At 71.7% G+C, this 17,551-nt stretch carries 15 protein-coding genes; 10 read left to right on the plus strand and 5 right to left on the minus strand.

Features of this window, described 5'->3' with window-relative positions:
• Positions 1-293 precede the first annotated feature (293 nt).
• The 4 genes from modA to ACH4DZ_RS02830 all read left to right on the plus strand — a co-directional run bounded on the left by modA (position 294) and on the right by ACH4DZ_RS02830 (position 4,135).
• The gene (gene modA / locus ACH4DZ_RS02815; RefSeq protein WP_398285098.1) at positions 294-1,142 is read left to right on the plus strand and encodes a molybdate ABC transporter substrate-binding protein; all 849 of its coding nucleotides are present in this window, start codon (positions 294-296) and stop codon (positions 1,140-1,142) included.
• Positions 1,139-2,011: a molybdate ABC transporter permease subunit gene (gene modB / locus ACH4DZ_RS02820; protein ID WP_398285099.1), complete on the plus strand. Its 873-nt coding sequence runs from the start codon at positions 1,139-1,141 to the stop codon at positions 2,009-2,011. The genes modA and modB overlap by 4 nt, the downstream gene beginning before the upstream one ends.
• Positions 2,008-3,105: an ABC transporter ATP-binding protein gene (locus ACH4DZ_RS02825; RefSeq protein WP_398285100.1), complete on the plus strand. Its 1,098-nt coding sequence runs from the start codon at positions 2,008-2,010 to the stop codon at positions 3,103-3,105. Before modB ends, ACH4DZ_RS02825 begins: the two co-directional genes overlap by 4 nt.
• 610 nt (positions 3,106-3,715) lie before the next feature.
• A complete protein-coding gene (locus ACH4DZ_RS02830) occupies positions 3,716-4,135 on the plus strand; it encodes a molybdopterin-binding protein (RefSeq protein ID WP_398285101.1) in 420 nt (139 codons plus the stop codon).
• 259 nt (positions 4,136-4,394) lie between these two features.
• On the opposite strand, the gene ACH4DZ_RS02835 is transcribed toward ACH4DZ_RS02830, so the two are convergent.
• On the minus strand, positions 4,395-4,622 hold the full coding sequence (locus tag ACH4DZ_RS02835; RefSeq protein ID WP_398285102.1) for a hypothetical protein: 228 nt from the start codon (positions 4,620-4,622) through the stop codon (positions 4,395-4,397).
• A 93-nt stretch (positions 4,623-4,715) separates the two neighbouring features.
• On the minus strand, positions 4,716-4,853 hold the full coding sequence (locus ACH4DZ_RS02840) for a hypothetical protein (RefSeq protein ID WP_398285103.1): 138 nt from the start codon (positions 4,851-4,853) through the stop codon (positions 4,716-4,718).
• Positions 4,854-5,392: 539 nt separating this feature from the next.
• Between ACH4DZ_RS02840 and ACH4DZ_RS02845 the strand changes: the two genes are divergently transcribed.
• From ACH4DZ_RS02845 to ACH4DZ_RS02855, 3 genes are all read left to right on the plus strand, one after another.
• Positions 5,393-5,911, plus strand: coding sequence for an AAA family ATPase (locus ACH4DZ_RS02845; protein ID WP_398285104.1), 519 nt, complete (start codon positions 5,393-5,395; stop codon positions 5,909-5,911).
• Positions 5,912-6,322: 411 nt separating this feature from the next.
• A complete protein-coding gene (locus tag ACH4DZ_RS02850) occupies positions 6,323-9,541 on the plus strand; it encodes an alpha-L-rhamnosidase (RefSeq protein WP_398285105.1) in 3,219 nt (1,072 codons plus the stop codon).
• Between the two features lie 95 nt (positions 9,542-9,636).
• The gene (locus tag ACH4DZ_RS02855; protein ID WP_398285106.1) at positions 9,637-10,752 is read left to right on the plus strand and encodes an AI-2E family transporter; all 1,116 of its coding nucleotides are present in this window, start codon (positions 9,637-9,639) and stop codon (positions 10,750-10,752) included.
• A gap of 30 nt (positions 10,753-10,782) precedes the next feature.
• Here ACH4DZ_RS02855 and ACH4DZ_RS02860 read toward each other — a convergent pair whose 3' ends face one another.
• Both ACH4DZ_RS02860 and ACH4DZ_RS02865 read right to left on the minus strand, forming a co-directional pair.
• Entirely contained in the window at positions 10,783-11,709 is a 927-nt protein-coding gene (locus ACH4DZ_RS02860; RefSeq protein ID WP_398285451.1) for an STM4015 family protein, read from the minus strand.
• A gap of 141 nt (positions 11,710-11,850) precedes the next feature.
• Entirely contained in the window at positions 11,851-12,882 is a 1,032-nt protein-coding gene (locus ACH4DZ_RS02865; RefSeq protein WP_398285107.1) for a medium chain dehydrogenase/reductase family protein, read from the minus strand.
• A 158-nt stretch (positions 12,883-13,040) separates the two neighbouring features.
• Here ACH4DZ_RS02865 and ACH4DZ_RS02870 point away from each other — a divergent pair, with 158 nt between their 5' ends.
• Together ACH4DZ_RS02870 and ACH4DZ_RS02875 are read left to right on the plus strand one after the other, a co-directional pair.
• On the plus strand, positions 13,041-13,697 hold the full coding sequence (locus ACH4DZ_RS02870; protein ID WP_398285108.1) for a TetR/AcrR family transcriptional regulator: 657 nt from the start codon (positions 13,041-13,043) through the stop codon (positions 13,695-13,697).
• 145 nt (positions 13,698-13,842) lie between these two features.
• The gene (locus tag ACH4DZ_RS02875; RefSeq protein WP_398285109.1) at positions 13,843-15,027 is read left to right on the plus strand and encodes a M23 family metallopeptidase; all 1,185 of its coding nucleotides are present in this window, start codon (positions 13,843-13,845) and stop codon (positions 15,025-15,027) included.
• A gap of 102 nt (positions 15,028-15,129) precedes the next feature.
• Here ACH4DZ_RS02875 and ACH4DZ_RS02880 read toward each other — a convergent pair whose 3' ends face one another.
• Positions 15,130-15,738, minus strand: coding sequence for a YciI family protein (locus ACH4DZ_RS02880; protein ID WP_398285452.1), 609 nt, complete (start codon positions 15,736-15,738; stop codon positions 15,130-15,132).
• Between the two features lie 211 nt (positions 15,739-15,949).
• Between ACH4DZ_RS02880 and argG the strand changes: the two genes are divergently transcribed.
• On the plus strand, positions 15,950-17,404 hold the full coding sequence (gene argG, locus ACH4DZ_RS02885; protein WP_387319905.1) for an argininosuccinate synthase: 1,455 nt from the start codon (positions 15,950-15,952) through the stop codon (positions 17,402-17,404).
• Positions 17,405-17,551 lie beyond the last annotated feature (147 nt).

A 17,551-nucleotide genomic window follows, 5' to 3' on the forward strand; every position in this document is an offset into this window, starting at 1 on the left:
TTGGTCCGGCTTGTGCGAAGCACCCGAAGACTTTCACCTCGCATCTGCGGCAGTATCATCAACGCGTGCACACCCGCCGTCCCCGGGCCGTTCCGGGTGGTGGCGCTCGTCAGCCGTGACCCGGCCGACGGGCTGAGGCCGGCACCCGGCGTTCCGACGGTTTGCCGTGATCACGTCGACCGACGTGGTCGTCGAAGGACCGCAGACCGCGGAACGTGGTCGTCGAGAACGCAGACGGTCCGTCAGGACCACAGATGATGGTGTCCGTGAGGACCAGAGGGAGTGGACCCGTAATGACCCGTACCGCGCGCCGGACCCGCAGGACCCGTCGGAGCCTCCAGGTGGCCGGCGCGGGTGCCGCCGCCCTGCTGGCGCTGAGCGCCTGCTCGTCGTCCGAAGACGACGCGTCCGATTCCTCGTCGGCGAAGTCGGACTCCTCGGCGTCCGCCTCCTCGGCGGACAAACTGTCCGGCACGGTGACCGTGTTCGCCGCGGCCTCCCTCAAGGAGAGCTTCACGACGCTGGGCGAGCAGTTCGAGAAGGAGCACCCGGGCACGAAGGTCACCTTCAGTTTCGGGGGCAGCGACTCGCTCGCGGCAAGCATCACGGGCGGCGCCCCGGCGGACGTGTTCGCCTCCGCCAGCCCCAAGACGATGAAGATCGTCACCGACGCCGGGGACGCGTCGGGGACGCCCGCCACCTTCGTGCGCAACGAGCTGGAGATCGCCACCCTGCCCGGCAACCCCGACGGGATCGCCTCCCTCAAGGATCTCACCAAGTCGGGTCTGAAGGTCGTGCTGTGCGACGAGGAGGTGCCCTGTGGCGCCGCCGCCCGGAAGGCCCTGGACGCGAGCAAGCTCAAGCTCACCCCCGTCTCCTACGAGCAGGACGTGAAGGCGGCGCTGACGAAGGTCGAGCTGAAGGAGGCGGACGCGGCGGTCGTCTACAAGACCGATGTGCACGCGGCGGGTGACAAGGTGGAGGGTGTGGAGTTCCCCGAGTCCGACGACGCCATCAACGACTACCCGATCGTCCCGCTCAAGGACGCGCAGAACACCGAGGCCGCCAAGGCCTTCATCGCGCTGGTGCGGTCCGCCGAGGGCCAGAAGGTCCTGACCGGGGCCGGGTTCCTCAAGCCGTGACCTTCCCTGTCGACACGTCCGACGCCGCGACCGGCACCCTCAAGGGTGGGCCGCGGCGTCGGCGCGTCCGGACGGGCGAGGGCGCCGGTGGCCGGGGCGTGCCCCTGCCGCTGCTGGTGCCCGCGCTGATCGGCCTCGCGTTCCTGATCGTCCCGCTGATCGCCCTGCTCGTACGTGCCCCCTGGCGGAGTCTGCCCGACCTGCTGACCAGCGCCGAGGTGTGGCAGGCGCTCCGGCTGTCCCTGGTCTGCGCCACGGCGGCGACCGCGGTGAGTCTCGTCATCGGCGTGCCGCTGGCCTGGCTGCTGGCCCGCGTCGAGTTCCCCGGCCGCGGCCTCGTACGGGCCCTCGTCACGCTGCCGCTCGTACTGCCGCCGGTCGTCGGCGGTGTGGCCCTGTTGATGGCGCTCGGCCGCAACGGCATCGTCGGCAAGTGGCTGGACTCCTCGTTCGGGATCACGCTCCCCTTCACCACCACGGGGGTCGTCATCGCCGAGGCGTTCGTCGCCATGCCGTTCCTCGTCATCAGCGTCGAGGGCACGCTGCGCGCCGCCGACCCGCGCTACGAGGAGGCCGCCGCCACGCTCGGCGCCTCCCGCTTCACCGCGTTCCGCCGGGTCACGCTCCCGTTGATCGCGCCCGGTATCGCGGCGGGCGCGGTCCTGGCATGGGCGCGGGCGCTCGGCGAGTTCGGCGCGACGATCACCTTCGCGGGCAACTTCCCCGGCCGTACGCAGACCATGCCGCTGTCCGTGTATCTGGCCCTGCAGAGCGACCCGGAGGCCGCCATCGCCCTCAGTCTGGTCCTGCTGGCCGTGTCCGTCGCGGTGCTGGCGGGCCTGCGCGACCGTTGGATGACAGCAGGATGACCGAGCCCCGTCACACCTCCGACGCCGCCCCTGACGTACGCGCCCACACCTCCGATGCGGGCCTCGACGCGCATCTCGTCGTCGAGCGCGGCGCCTTCCGTCTCGACGTGGCACTGCGCGTCGCGCCCGGCGAGGTCGTCGCCCTGCTCGGCCCGAACGGCGCCGGCAAGACCACCGCCCTGCGCGCCCTGGCCGGTCTGGCACCGCTCACCGGCGGCCGGCTGCGGCTGGACGGCACGGCGTTGGAGCGTACGCCGCCGGAGTCCCGCCCGGTCGGCGTCGTCTTCCAGGACTATCTGCTCTTCCCCCACCTGACCGCCCTGGACAACGTGGCCTTCGGACCGCGCTGCCAGGGCGCGAGCAAGGCCGAGGCGCGTGCGCGGGCAGCCGAGTGGCTGGGCCGTCTGGGGCTCGCGGAACACGTCGGCGCCAAGCCGCGCAGGCTCTCCGGTGGACAGGCCCAGCGGGTCGCCCTGGCCCGCGCGCTCGCCACCCGCCCCCGGCTGCTCCTGCTCGACGAGCCGCTGGCCGCCCTGGACGCCCGGACGCGCCTGGAGGTACGGGCCCAGCTGCGCCGCCACCTGGCCGAGTTCGAGGCGGTCGCCGTGCTGGTCACGCACGATCCGCTGGACGCGATGGTGCTGGCCGACCGGCTGGTCGTGGTCGAGGACGGCCGGGTCGTCCAGGAGGGCGCACCGGCCGACATCGCCCGCCGTCCCCGTACGGACTACATCGCCCAGTTGGTCGGTCTGAACCTCTACCGGGGCGCGGCCGACGGGCATGCCGTCCAGCTCGACGCGGGTCCGTCCATCACCACCACGGAAGCCCTGCGCGGCCCGGTCTTCGTGGCGTTCCCGCCCAGCTCGGTCACCCTCCACCGCGACCGTCCCACCGGGGTCAGCGCCCGTAACCTGTGGGCCTGCGAGGTCGCGGGGCTTGAGACCCACGGCGACCAGATCCGCGCCGACCTCACCGGAGAACTGCCCCTCGCCGCGGACCTGACCACGGTCGCCGCCGCCGAACTCGATCTGCACCCGGGCGCGGCGGTCTGGGCGGCGGTGAAGGCCACGCAGACGCACGCGTACCCGGTCTGAGCGGCGGGCACGGGACACCTCCCGCATCGCACGGCTCGCGCGGGCCGCTCAGCGCGGCCGGCGTGCGTGGGTTCGGCCACCGGCGCCGGGGGGGGACCGCCGGGGCCCGGGTGGACGCCAGGCCGGCGACGATCCTGAGGCGTTCCTCGGAGGTCCTGCCGGGGCTCGGCCGTGTAGCTCGGCCGCGCGTTCGGCGCCATCGATGTCGTCCCGGCCAGGTGGCCGACGGCTTCGAGGACCACGTGCGTGCCGTGGCCCCCGGTCAGGTCGCGTACCGCCTCGATGCCCTCCTCGCCGCGGTTCCCGCAGTACGAGGAGGCGCCGACCGGCTTCGGCAGCCTGTTCCGGCACGACATCCGCCTCGCCAAAGGACCCGCGCCGGTCCGCGCCTGCATCGAGGAACTGATGCCCGACATCCTCGACGGCGTTCCGGCGGGCTACCAGGACATGGCCGACCACAGGAGTCTCAAGGTCCTGGTCGAGCCCTGGTCCGGAGCGGGCGCGCGGAAGCAGCCGGGGCCTGGACCACTATCCGGTCAGGCCCGGTTACGGTGGCCCCGGCAGCACCCAAAAGCGACAAACCACTCCTTCCCATGTGAGGCGTTCCGTCATGAGCCTGAGCATCCGCAACCAGATCCCCGGCACCGTCACCTCCGTCACGACGGGAGAGGCGATGGCGACGGTCCAGGTCCGCCTCGACGGCGGCCAGGTCCTCACCGCGGCCATCACGCTGGAGTCCGTCGAGGACCTGGGCCTCACCGAGGGTTCCGCCGTCCGCGCGCTGGTGAAGGCGACGGAGGTCGCGGTGGCCACCGGCCCGGTGGAGGGCCTGTCCATCCGCAACCAGTTGCCCGGCACGGTCACCGACGTCACCACCGGCGGAGCCATGGCCGCCGTCAGGATCACGGTCGACGGGGGCGAACTGACCGCGGCGATCACCAAGGACGCCGTCACCGACCTGGGCCTGGCCGCCGGCTCCTCCGTGGTCGCGCTGATGAAGTCGACGGAGGTCGCACTCGCGACGGCGTGAGAGCCCCCACGCCGGGAAACCCGGCACATCGCCGCAGGCGTAGGCGTAGGGCGTAGGGCGTGGGCGTAGGCGTAGGCGAGCCTGTAGGCCCCGGTACGTCCGCGGCGCCCCTCGGCACCGCCCCGGCTCGCCGCCGCGACCCCGGCGGAGGGCCGGGGGCCGGTCACCGGGACTACGTGCGTCCCGCTCGCACCCCCGGTGGTACCGGCTTCGTGGGCCCGTACACAGACGGGCCCGTGCCCGTGGCCGGCCACGGGCCCTAGGGCGCGGAGCCCCACTCGTGTGGTTGACCGCCACGCCATTCCACCCAGCCGGGGTCGTCCAGCAAATCGGCCGGGGAGGACAGGCCGGCGGCTTCCAGGAACACGATCAGATCGCCGTCGGAGTGGGCCAGCCCCAGGATCTCGGTCCGGCCGTCCCGGTGCACGCTCACGCGTCGGCCGCCGCTCGCGGCGGGCCGGTGCACAACGACCAGTGCGCGTTCCACGGGATCCAGGGTGTCTCCCCCTCAGGTCGACGCCGCCCGGTCCGGGCCCACGCGTCGCTGGTCACGGCAAGGCAGGACGGGCGGCGGGAACGGTCAGCGGGCCCGGGGTGCCCCCCGTCGCCGCTGTGCCGGCGGGGGCGGAGGCGGCGAGAACGTGTCCTCGTCCTCGTCCAGCGGCGGCAGTTCGATGGTGTACTGCGGCTGGAGGAACAGACCGTGGTGCTGGGGCACGGCGGTCGAGGCCGCCGGGTCCTGAACGGGACGTGCAGGGTCGCGATGCGAAGAGGCAGGCATCCAAAACCATCCGGAGTCGGGAGTCGCGCGGATCAGAGGCGGAGCTGTCGACCGATGAGCATCGGTACCTGCCTACCTCGCGCGCTACTGCCCATTAGATCCTATCGGCGCCCGGAGAACGAAAGGGCGCGGTGCGCGAAGTGCTGTGGATGGGTGATCCACGTCTCCGGGTACTGCTCGCGGCGGGGGCGGCGGGTCGTCGCCAAGGCCTGCGGACCGCCCTCCGGAACGACCTTCCCGGCCGTGTTCCAGCAGGTCCGGACCCTGGTCGGGCCGACCGGTACCGGAGACCGGTGCGGGAGACCGGTGCCGGATGAGGCGGGCCTACCGGCGCAAGGCGTGATCCCCTGCGGGTGGCCGCCGGATCGGCGGGGCGCCCAGCCCCTCCGGACCGGGTGCCACGCCGCACGCCCGCCGCGGAACCCGGTCCGGAGGCCCCCCATTCGGCCGACCCGGCACCGCTATAGGCTGCGCCCGTGGAGCGGATCTTGGTGGTGGGTGTCACGGGTGCGGGCAAGTCCACGCTCGCCCGGGCGGTGGGCGAGCGCCTGGGTGTGCCGTATCACGAGATGGACGCCCTGTATTTCACGGGTCCCGGCTGGGCTGCCAACGACACCTTGGCCGAGGACGTCTCACGCCTCACGTCCGAACCCCGCTGGATCGTCGACTCGCTCGGTTATCCCGAGGTCCGCGATCTGCTCTGGGAGCGGGCGGACACCGTCCTGTGGCTCGACTACGGGAAGCGTGTCGTCATGCCCCGGGTCCTTCGCCGCTCCGTCAGGCGCACCGTCACCCGCGAGAGTCTCTTCGGCGGCAACAGGGAGACGTGGGCGGACTGGCTGAGCAAGGAGCACCCGGCCCGGTGGGCCTGGTCCCAACACGCGGGCCGACGCCAGGAGATCGAACGCCGGACACGCGATCCCCGTTTCGCGCCCCTCGACACGCTCCGGTTCTCCCGCCCCCGCGACACCGCGGCCTGGCTGGCATCCGTGTGACCTGACCGGAACGGCCCGACGCGGGACCACGAATCGCACCCGGCCGACTGTCCACCGGTTTCCACCCGGCAGCCGCCCTTCATCGGTTTTCGATCCGGTCTCGCCACGGCTTCGACGCAGCCTTCGACCCGCCGGTGGACACCACCGCGCCCGGGTCTCCTTCCGGCTCACCGACCGCTCACAGAACCACCTCCGCACCGCTGAGCGCAACCACCGTGACAGCATCGAATCAGCACCGGTCGATTGAAACCGTTCAATCGCCAACACCCCGAAAACATCGGGACTTCCGGGAGCAGCGACCGCATCCGACGTCCCGTCAAGAATGTGTTGCACGCTCATTGACCCTCACCCCGCACGCCCCTACGTTCACCCGCAGTGAATCGATTCATCCTTCCTACCTGAGGAGCCGCAGTGATCAGCAGGAGGAACATTCTGGCGGGTACGGCGGCGGCGATGGCCGTCACGGCGACCGCCGCCGGCACCGGATCCGCCATGGCCGCCCCGGCGTCCGCGCCGACCCGGGCGGGCGCCCGTCGCAGCACCCTGCGCGTCACCGCGCCGACCGTCGAGTACGTGCGACACCCCCTGGGCATCGACGCACAACACCCCCGGCTGAGCTGGCCGATGGCCTCGGACGAGCCGGGCGCGCGCCAGAGCGGCTACCGGATACGCGTGGCCTCCAGCGCCGCGCGACTGCCGGAGCCGGATGTCTGGGACAGCGGAAAGGTCGAGTCCGACGAGTCCGTCCTCGTCCCGTACGCGGGCCCTCGACTCAAGCCGCGCACCCGGTACTTCTGGTCCGTGCGCGTGTGGGACGCCGACGGCGGCGCCTCGGAGTGGAGCGAGCCGTCTTGGTGGGAGACCGGACTCCTGGATGCCGCGCAGTGGTCCGCGCGGTGGGTCTCCGCTCCCCCGGTCCTCACCGACGCGCCGACGCTCGAAGGCAGCTCCTGGATCTGGTTCCCCGAGGGCGACCCGGCGAACAGCGCCCCGGCGGTGACCCGTTGGTTCCGCCGGACCCTCGATCTCCCCGACGCGGTCACGGCGGCGACGCTGGCCATCAGCGCGGACAACGTGTACACCGTCTCCGTCAACGGCACCGAAGTGGCCCGCACCGATCTTGAGACGGACCGCGACGGCTGGCGCCGTCCCGCCGTCGTCGAGGTCCTCGCCCAGCTGCGTACGGGCGGGAACGTCCTAGCGGTCTCGGCCACCAACGCGTCCGAGGGGCCCGCCGGCCTGGTCGCGACCCTCACGCTCCACACGGCGTCCGGCGAACAGCGGATCGTCACCGACGACTCGTGGAGAACGACCGACAAGGAGCCCGCCGCCGGCTGGCGCGGCACCGACTTCGACGACAGCGCCTGGCCCGCGGCGAAGGAGGCTGCCGCGTGGGGAGCCGGGCCGTGGGGCAGAGTCGTCCCCGCCTCGTACGCGGCCAACCAGCTGCGACACGAGTTCCGGCTCCCGCGCAAGAAGGTGGCACGCGCCCGGCTGTACGCCACGGCCCTCGGCGTCTACGAGGCCCATCTCAACGGCCGCCGCGTGGGCCGCGACCAGCTCGCGCCCGGCTGGACCGACTACCGCGAACGCGTCCACTACCAGACCTACGACGTCACCTCGCTCGTACGGTCCGGTGCCAACGCCATCGGCGCGTACGTGGCACCGGGCTGGTACGCGGGCAACGTCGGCATGTTCGGGCCGCACCAGTACGGCGAACGCCCGGCGCTGCTGGCCCAGTTGGAGGTCGAGTACACCGACGGGACGCGCGAGAGCATCACCTCGGACAGTGACTGGCGGGCCGCCGCGGGGCCGATCGTCTCCGCCGACCTGCTGAGCGGCGAGACGTACGACGCGCGCAAGGAGACCGCCGGCTGGACCTCACCCGGCTTCGACGACGGGGCGTGGCTCGACGCGGTGCGCACCGCGGCCGACGCCGTTCCCCCTCGGATCGAGGCCCAGGTGGACGGTGCGGTCCGGGTGGCCAAGGAGCTGCCGGTCCAGAAGGTGACCCAGCCCAAGCCGGGTGTCCACGTCTTCGACCTGGGCCAGAACATGGTCGGTTCGGTACGGCTGCGGGTCTCGGGGGCGGCGGGCACGACCGTGCGGCTGAGGCACGCCGAGGTCCTCGACGCGGACGGCACCCTCTACACGGCGAACCTGCGGACCGCCGCGGCGACCGACACGTACACGCTCAAGGGCGGTGGGCGGGAGACGTACGAGCCGCGGTTCACCTTCCACGGGTTCCGCTATGTCGAGGTGACCGGGTATCCCGGCACTCCCGCGGCGGGAGACCTCACCGGTCGTGTGATGCACACCTCCGCCCCCTTCACGTTCGACTTCGAGACCGATGTGCCGATGCTCAACACCCTGCACAGCAACATCACCTGGGGGCAGCGCGGCAACTTCCTCTCCATCCCGACGGACACGCCCGCGCGTGACGAACGCCTGGGCTGGACGGGAGACATCAACGTCTTCGCGCCGACGGCCGCCTACACGATGGAGTCCGCCCGGTTCCTCACCAAGTGGCTCGTGGACCTGCGCGACGGGCAGACCGCGGAGGGCGCCTTCACCGACGTGGCCCCCATGGTGGGCACGGTCGGCAACGGTGTGGCGGGCTGGGGCGACGCGGGTGTCACGGTCCCCTGGTCGCTGTACCAGGCGTACGGCGACCGGCAGGTCCTGGAGGACGCGTGGTCCTCGGTACAGGCCTGGCTGAAGTACCTGGAGAAGAACAGCAGCGGACTGCTGCGGCCGGCCGCCGGTTACGGCGACTGGCTGAACGTCGAGGACGAGACACCGAAGGACGTCATCGCCACCGCCTACTTCGCCCACAGCGCCGACCTCGCGGCCCGTATCGCAAAGGAACTCGGCAAGGACCCCGCCCCCTACACCGATCTCTTCGGACGTATTCGCGCGGCGTTCCAGAAGGCCTATGTCACGGCCGAGGGCAGAGTGAAGGGCGACACACAGACGGCGTACGTGCTCGCCCTGTCGATGGACCTGCTGCCGGGCGAGCTGCGGACGGCGGCGGCCGACCGGCTCGTCGCGCTGATCGAGGCACGGGACTGGCATCTGTCGACGGGCTTCCTCGGTACGCCCCGGCTGCTGCCCGTCCTCACCGACACCGGGCACACCGATGTCGCCCACCGGCTGCTCGCGCAGCGTTCCTATCCCAGCTGGGGCTATCAGATCGACAAGGGCTCCACCACGATGTGGGAGCACTGGGACTCCATCCGGCCCGACGGCAGCTTCGAGGACCCGGGCATGAACTCCTTCAACCACTACGCCTACGGGTCGGTGGGCGAGTGGATGTACACGAACATCGCCGGTATCGCGGCGGGCCGGCCCGGCTACCGCGAGATCGTCGTCCGACCGCGGCCGGGCGGGGGCGTCACCTCCGCCCGCGCCACGTTCGCCTCGGTCCGCGGTCCCGTCTCCACCCGGTGGCGGCAGCGGTCCGGCACGTTCGTCCTGACGTGCTCCGTACCGCCCAACACCACCGCCGAGGTGTGGATCCCCGCGGACGCTCCGGACAAGGTCACCCACACCGCCGCAGCCTTCGTGCGCAGCGAGGACGGCTGCGCGGTGTACCGGGTCGGTTCCGGCACCCACCGCTTCAGCGCGTAGCACGGCCGTCACGCAGCGGCGTCCAACACACCTTGGGCGCCGCCGCGTTGGCGGGGCTCCGCGGAAGCGCGGTGGCCTGCCCATAAGGTGCTCGCATGTCTGCCTCGTTGAGTTCCGCCAGATCCCGCGCCGCGCTGCGCGCGTCGGCGCGTATTTCCGTCGAGCTGCTGCTGGTCCTGGTGACGACCGCGGTGGCTCTCTGGCTCCTGGGCCGGATGTGGTCCGTGGTCTGGCCCCTCATAGTGGGCCTCCTGCTGACCACACTGACCTGGCCCATCACCCGCTTCCTGCGCCGGCGCGGGTGGCGTCCCGCGCTGGCGGCCTCCCTGGTGACCGTGCTGTTCCTGGTGCTCGCCTCGGCCGTGGTCGCACTGATCGCGGTCCCGGTGGCCTCCCAGTCCGGGGAGTTGACCGACGGGGTCGTGGACGGTGTGCACAAGGTCCGTGACTGGGCCGCCGGACCGCCGCTGAACATCGAGGACGCCCAGATCTCAGGTGCCGTGGACAGCGCGGTCGAACGACTCCAGAAGAGCGCCGGCAGCATCACCACCACGGTCGTCACGGGCGTGAGCACCGTGGTGAACGGTCTGGTCACCGCCGTCCTGGCGATCTTCCTGATGTTCTTCTTCCTCAAGGACGGCCCGCGGTTCCTGCCGTGGCTCGAACGTCAGCTGCCCGGCCGGCTCGCCGTCGACGTGCCGACCGTGGCCTCTCGCACCTGGGACACCCTGGGATCGTTCGTACGGTCACAGGCCGCCGTGGGACTGCTCGACGCCGTCTTCATCGGCATCGGCCTGTGGATCGTGGACGTGCCGCTGGTGCTTCCGCTGGCGGTGCTGACCTTCGTCTCGGCGTTCGTGCCGATCGTGGGCGCCCTGTTCGCCGGCTTCGTCGCGGTGCTCATCGCCCTGGTGTCGAACGGTCTGACGGACGCCCTGATCGTGCTGGCGATCATCATCGGCGTGCAGCAGTTGGAGGGCAATGTCTTCCAGCCCATGATCCAGAGCCGCGGGCTCGGACTGCACGCGGCGGTCATCCTGCTGGCGGTGACGCTCGGCGGCAGTCTGGCGGGCGTGGTGGGCAGTCTGCTCGCCGTCCCGGTCGCCGCGATGATCGCCGTGTTCTGGAACTACCTGCGCGAGCAGCTCAGCGAGCCGCCCCAGGAACCGGACACCGGGGAGCCGCAGACCGCGGGCGCCGTCCCCTCCTGAGGGTGCCTGCAGGGCGGCTCCGCCACAGCCCTACTCCCCCACCGCGATGTACCGGGGTTCGTCGTCGTCGGCCTCCTCCTGGCCGTCGAGGTTGACCTTCACCCCGAACGGCTCCAGGGCCTCACGCATGCGCCGCATCATCGGATCGGAGAGGAAGTGGTGGTAGAGGTCCAGCTCCTGAAGGTGGGTGAGGGGCTGGCCGCCGAGGAGGGCCTCGGCACCGGCGTCGCCCAGGGTGCCGAGGCTGAGGTGCAGCGAGGTGAGCCGGGCCACGACGGGAGCACTGGCGAGGGCGGCGGCGATCTCGTCGTCTATCTCGCAGTTCTGCAGCCCGAGGTGCCGCAGGGCGGGCAGGCGGTCGCCGTCGAGCAGGGGAGCCAGGTCGGCGAGGGTGGTGGTACGGCCGTACTCCTCCTCGCCGAGCCACAGGTCCAGGTGCCGTAGACCGGGCAGGTCGCTGGCGGCCAGGCCGCGGGCCACCTCGCCGGGCAGGCCCCTGTTCTCCAGGCGCAGGACGCGCAGGTGTTCGTGGCGCAGGGGGCCCAGTCGCAGTCCCGGCGCGCCTTCGAAGCCCCCGCCCGAGCCGCGTACGCCGAGTTCCCGCAGGTGGGGATAGGCGGACAGGATCGGGGTCACGTCGCCCTGCACGATCCAGGACAGCTCGCCCTCCTCGTGTCCGAGGTCGGCGAGGTAGAGGGCTTCGAGCCCGGTGAGACGGTCGGCGGCGGCCACGAGACGGCCGGCCGTCCCGGCCGGACCGTCCCCGTCCCCGTCCGCGTCGGTGCCGTAGGCGCCCGCGCCCAGGACCAGGGCACGTACCCGTGCGGAGTCCACGGTCTCCAGGAATCGGTGCCAGCAGGTCTCGAAGGACTCCGCGTCGCCGACTTGCGGATTGCGGGCGAGTCTCCAGGCGACTGCGCCCGGCGGGGGCAACGGCCCGGCCTCCTCGCCCGCCATCGGGAAGTTGTGGACAGGCAGACCGTGCAGCGTGCTCAGGTAGTCGATGGTCACGGCGAAAGTCTCCCAGGGCGCTCCCGGAGCCAGGAGGACGTCCCTGGTGCCTGACGGGGCAGCGACGCCGTCCTGGGGCCCGTCGTCCTACGGGGTCAGTACGACCTTGCCGGCGACGGTGCCGGATTCGGCCAGGCGCAGGGCCTCGGCGGCCTGGACGAGCGGGAGTTGGGCGGCGATCTGGGCCGTGACCTCCCCGCGCCGGAACGCCGCGAAGACCTGGGTGAGGTCGGCGTGCAGCCGGGCCCTGAACCGGTTCTTGGCCAGGGCCCGGCCGGCCCAGACGTTGAAGAAGTAGGCGCGACGGCGGTTGGGCAGCGCGTTCCACAGCCAGACCCGGCCGAGCAGCTCGAACACGGGCCGGTGCTTGGAGCCCTCGTCGTCCCGGGTGGAGGCACTGCCGTAGGCGACGAGGGTCCCGCCGGGCGCGAGGAGGCGCCAGGAGTCGACGATGCCCCGGCCGCCGACGTGGTCGAAGACGGCGTCCACTCCGCCGGGGGCGAGTTGACGGACGCGCGCGGCGACATCCTCCGTGCGGTAGTCGACGGGGACGACACCCTTCGCGAGGAGCGCCTCGTGGTGGCGCGCGGACGCCGTGCCGATCACCTTCACGCCGGCGGCCCGGGCGAGCTGGACGAGGACCGAGCCGACACCGCCGTTGGCGCCGTGCACCAGGATGGTCCGGCCCGCGCGGACACGGGCCTTGCGGTGGAGCATCTGCCAGGCGGTGATGCCGTTGACGACCAGGGTCTCCGCCTGCGCCGCGCCGATCCCGTCGGGCACCTCCACCACGTCCGCCGCGGCGACGAGCACGTGAGTGGACCAGCCGCCGGTCTTCAGCAGGGCCGCCACCCGGGTGCCGGCCAGGCCCGGCTCGACGCCCTCGCCCGTGGCCAGCACCGTCCCGACCAGGTCGTAGCCGGGCACGAAGGGGAACGGCGGCTGGTCGTAGTAGCGGCCCCGTCGCATCTGCTGTTCGGCGAAGGAGACCCCCGTCGCCTCCATCCGGATCAGGACCTGTCCCGGGCCCGCGACGGGGACGGCTCCGTGCCTGATCACGAGTCCTTCCGGCGCCACCTTGCCCAGCAGGACGACCTCGACGAGTCCTTCGGCGTTCATGACGACCTCCATTGCGCCGCGTTCGACCGCACCGCACTCGACTGACTTCTTCTTGCGTTCGTTAGAAGTTGTAACGCAGACGAGAGATAGAGTCAATAATGTTAGTGATAGCCTCTAACTAAGTACGATGCGCAGGGAGACATGGAAGGCGGTAGGCCATGACGGACACGGGCACCGAGACCCCGCGCGAGCGCTACCGCGCCCAGGTGCGAGCGGAGATCAAGGCGCACGCCTGGGAACAGCTCGCCGCGGCGGGCGCCTCCGCGCTCTCCCTCAACGCGATCGCCAAGCGGATGGGCATGAGCGGGCCGGCGCTCTACCGGTACTTCGCCAACCGCGACGAACTGATCACCGAGCTCATCCGGGACGCGTACCGCAGCCTCGCCGACACCTTCCGCACGACCGCCGCCGCCGGCCCCGACGCGTCCGCGCTGGCACACGCCCTGCGCGACTGGGCCCTTCAGGACCCGCACCGCTACTTCCTCGTCTACGGCACGCCCGTACCCGGCTACCACGCGCCCGACGACATCACCGGGATCGTGCGCGGGATCATGGCGACCCTGCTCGACGCCTGTGCCGCGCTGCCCTCGGACTCCCCCGCGACGCCGTTCGGGTCGCATCTCGAAGAGCATCGGCGGTGGGCGGGCGACCACCCCGCCGAGCCCGCGGTCCTGCACCGGGCGCTGACCTTCTGGACCCGATTGCACGGCGTGCTGTCCCTGGAACTCGCGGGTCACTTCACCGGGATGGATTTCGACCCCGCGCTGTTCTTCGCGGCGGAACTCGACGGGCTGGTCAAGGCGCCGGCGCACTGACCCCGGAAGGTCTGCCCGTTCGGGCAGGCGCCTGTGCCTCTGCGCCTCGTGATACCCGCGGGGCGGCACGCTAGCGTCGTGCGCGTGAGCACCATGACCACAGTGATGGCCGCGGAACTCAGCGCGGCGCAGGGGGAGTTCGCCGGTGATTGACGGCCGGTTGGACGAAACGGGGACGATCGGCTCCCGCACGGCGTCGGCCGGCGGGAGCGAAACCGGGGAAACAGTCGAAGAAGCAGCCGGAGCAGTAGCCGCAGAACCGGTCGAAGAGCCACGGAAGCAGAGCCCGAAGCGCGCCCGCCGCGGCCCGGGACCGTTCACCCTGCTCGTCCTGCCGGGGCTGGTCGCCCTGATGGGAGTGGCCGGCTTCCTGGCCTACAACGGCGATCTCGCGGGCGCGTGGCCTCAGGGTCCCGCCCCCGACCCGACCGCCACGACCCGCGTGGACGCCTCGTACATCCCCTGGCTCCGCAAGGCGGTCTCGGACTGCACGGTCGTCAGGCCTTCGGTGCTCGCCGCCCAGATCGACCGGCTCTCCGGCTGGAGCAACGACGCGGGAGCACTGTCGGGCGAGAAGGGCATCGCCGCGTTCACGGACGCCGGGTGGAAGAAGTGGGGCAAGGACGACGACGGCAACGGCCGCTCCTCCCCCCGCGATCCGGCGGACGCCATGATGGCGCTGGGCCGGCAGGACTGCTCCCTCGCCGAGAAGGTGACCGACCTCAGGACCGAGGGAGTCGTCACCGGGGACCTGGTGAACCTCACCCTCGCCGCGTACGCGTCGGGTACGGACGCCGTGGTGAAGGCCGGACGCGTACCCGGCGACGCGGAGGCCTACATCAAGGAGGTGAAGTCGCTGTCCTCGCGCTACGAGTCGGTCGACCGGGAGAGCTCCGGGGGTGCCGTGAACCAGGTGCCGGGTGCCGTGCTGGCCGGGCCGGTCGGCGACCTCACCGTCACCTCGCCCTTCGGATCGCGCGAGCACCCGCTGACCGGAGTGACGAAACTGCACACCGGGGTCGACTTCGCCTCGCCCCAGGGGGCACAGGTCTCCGCCGCGTCGAAGGGCCAGGTCGTGTTCGCGGCGATGACCAAGGCGTACGGCAACCGCGTGGTGATCGACCACGGCACCATCGACGGCAAGCGGCTGGAGACGACGTACAGCCATCTGCTGGCCCTCCAGGTGTCCGTCGGCCAGACGGTGGACGCCGGGACGCCGGTCGGGCTGGTCGGCTCGACCGGCCTGTCCACCGGCCCCCATCTGCACTTCGAGGTGGTTCTCGACGGGTACTACACCGATCCCCTGCCGTGGCTCAGGCCCAGCACCTGAGCCGGGTGGTTCCGACCCGGGGACCTGACGGTCGCGGCCGGGCCGACCGTGGTCGCCCGTACCGCGCTCGGGTCCGGCCCGTAGGCGGGCGGCCCCGGCGCCTCACTCGGCGGCCGGGCGCCCGCCGAACCGCCAGTCGTGGATCTCGACGCTCCGGTACAGCCCGCCCCGCGCGTACGGTTCGTTCGCCATCATGGCCTCGGCGGCGTCCCGGTCGGGCAGTTCGACCAGCAGGGCCGTGCCCATCCAGTCGGTGCCGTCCTGGGAGAGCAACGGGCCGTAGGCGATGAGGCGTTCGCGGTGATCGCGGTCGAGATGACGGTGGTGGGCCGCCTCCAGGGCGTCGCGGGCCGCGGTCCCGCCTGGCACCCCGTGCGCGATGACCAGGAAGCGCCGGTGTCCGGCCGCCCCGCTCCCGTACTGCCACATCGTGCGGCCGAGGGTGTTCTTCCAGCGGCGTATCAGGACCTCGGCGTAGACGCCGGCCTTGTAGTTGGGTTCATCGAACGCGAACCCGTGCGCGGCTGCCGCGTCGGGGAGGTCGACGATGTGCAGGCTGCCGGTCGCCGTCTCGCCGTCGGGGCCGAGTGTGGGACCGCGCGCGATCATCCCCTCGGCGTACCGGTCCATGAACGCCCAGTGCGCCTCGTTCAGTTCCCACCGCAACGGCATGGATCCGGGCCGGTCCCGGCAGTAGAAGAAGTACTCCACTCGCTTCCGCACCTCCCCCTCCGAGCTCACCCGCACGGCCTCGCCGGGCGGCAACGGATCGTACCAACGCCCGTTCCGCGCGGGACGGAATCACGGCGGACAGCGGCTGAGAGTGACTGACAGCGGCCGACAGCGGCAGGCGTCACGGGCCTGGCGTCTGCCGCGCGACCCCCTCGTTGCATGTTCATGCGAAGTGATGCATAATCTTCCCATGTCTAAGGTCCTTACCTCCCTGCCCGCCGGCGAGCGCGTCGGTATCGCCTTCTCCGGCGGACTCGACACCTCGGTCGCGGTCGCGTGGATGCGCGACAAGGGCGCCGTTCCGTGCACCTACACCGCCGACATCGGCCAGTACGACGAGCCCGACATCGCCTCGGTGCCCGGCCGCGCCAAGGCCTACGGCGCTGAACTCGCGCGCCTCGTCGACTGCCGTGCCGCGCTGGTCGAGGAAGGGCTCGCCGCGCTCACCTGCGGGGCGTTCCACATCCGCTCGGGCGGGCGTGCCTACTTCAACACCACGCCTCTGGGCCGTGCCGTCACCGGCACCCTGCTGGTCCGGGCGATGCTTGAGGACGACGTCCAGATCTGGGGCGACGGCTCGACCTTCAAGGGCAACGACATCGAGCGGTTCTACCGGTACGGGCTGCTCGCCAACCCGCATCTGCGGATCTACAAGCCCTGGCTGGACGCGGACTTCGTGACCGAGCTCGGCGGCCGCAAGGAGATGTCGGAGTGGCTGGTCGCGCATGACCTGCCCTACCGCGACAGCACGGAGAAGGCGTACTCCACCGACGCCAACATCTGGGGTGCCACCCACGAGGCCAAGACCCTGGAGCACCTGGACACGGGCGTCGAGACCGTCGAGCCGATCATGGGCGTCCGGTTCTGGGACCCCGAGGTCGAGATCGCCACCGAGGACGTGACGATCGGCTTCGACCAGGGCCGCCCGGTCACGATCAACGGCAAGGAGTTCGCCTCCGCCGTCGACCTGGTGATGGAGGCCAACGCCATCGGCGGCCGGCACGGCATGGGCATGTCGGACCAGATCGAGAACCGGATCATCGAGGCCAAGAGCCGCGGTATCTACGAGGCGCCGGGCATGGCCCTGCTGCACGCCGCGTACGAGCGCCTGGTCAACGCGATCCACAACGAGGACACCATCGCCCAGTACTACAACGAGGGACGGCGCCTCGGCCGGCTGATGTACGAGGGCCGCTGGCTGGACCCGCAGGCGCTGATGGTGCGCGAGTCGCTGCAGCGCTGGGTCGGCGCGGCCGTCACCGGCGAGGTGACCCTGCGGCTGCGGCGCGGCGAGGACTACTCGATCCTCGACACCCGCGGCCCGGCGTTCAGCTACCACCCGGACAAGCTGTCCATGGAGCGCACCGAGGACTCGGCGTTCGGCCCGGTGGACCGGATCGGCCAGCTCACCATGCGCAACCTCGACATCGCCGACTCGCGCGCCAAGCTGGAGCAGTACGCCGGGCTCGGCCTGATCGGCACCGGCAGCCCCTCCATCGGTGCCGCCCAGGCGGCCTCGACCGGGCTGATCGGCAGCATGCCGGAGATGCCGCAGGGCGGCGCCGAGGCCATCGCCTCCCGCGGCGAGGTCTCCGAGGACGACGAGCTGCTGGACCGCGCGGCGATGGAGTTCGGCACGGACTGATCCCGCCGCGGCGGGACGAACGAGTGAGGGGCGGGGGGCGGGCGGGGGGGGGGGGGGGCCCCCCCCCCGGGGGGGGGGGGGGGGGGGGCCGCGGCGCCGGGGGGGGGGGCGGCGGGGGGGGGGGGGGGGGGTGGGGGGGGGCGGGGC

This window comes from Streptomyces sp. NPDC017991, from assembly GCF_044328075.1.
Lineage (GTDB): Bacteria > Actinomycetota > Actinomycetes > Streptomycetales > Streptomycetaceae > Streptomyces.

Excerpts from the sequence above, each read along its gene's own strand:
- ACH4DZ_RS02825 (WP_398285100.1), top strand. The coding sequence starts at position 2,008 with ATGACCGAGCCCCGTCACACCTCCGACGCCGCCCCTGACGTACGCGCC.
- ACH4DZ_RS02860 (WP_398285451.1), bottom strand. The coding sequence starts at position 11,709 with ATGGCGGGCGAGGAGGCCGGGCCGTTGCCCCCGCCGGGCGCAGTCGCC.
- ACH4DZ_RS02865 (WP_398285107.1), bottom strand. The coding sequence starts at position 12,882 with ATGAACGCCGAAGGACTCGTCGAGGTCGTCCTGCTGGGCAAGGTGGCG.
- ACH4DZ_RS02870 (WP_398285108.1), top strand. The coding sequence starts at position 13,041 with ATGACGGACACGGGCACCGAGACCCCGCGCGAGCGCTACCGCGCCCAG.
- modA (WP_398285098.1), top strand. The coding sequence starts at position 294 with ATGACCCGTACCGCGCGCCGGACCCGCAGGACCCGTCGGAGCCTCCAG.
- argG (WP_387319905.1), top strand. The coding sequence starts at position 15,950 with ATGTCTAAGGTCCTTACCTCCCTGCCCGCCGGCGAGCGCGTCGGTATC.
- ACH4DZ_RS02830 (WP_398285101.1), top strand. The coding sequence starts at position 3,716 with ATGAGCCTGAGCATCCGCAACCAGATCCCCGGCACCGTCACCTCCGTC.
- ACH4DZ_RS02855 (WP_398285106.1), top strand. The coding sequence starts at position 9,637 with ATGTCTGCCTCGTTGAGTTCCGCCAGATCCCGCGCCGCGCTGCGCGCG.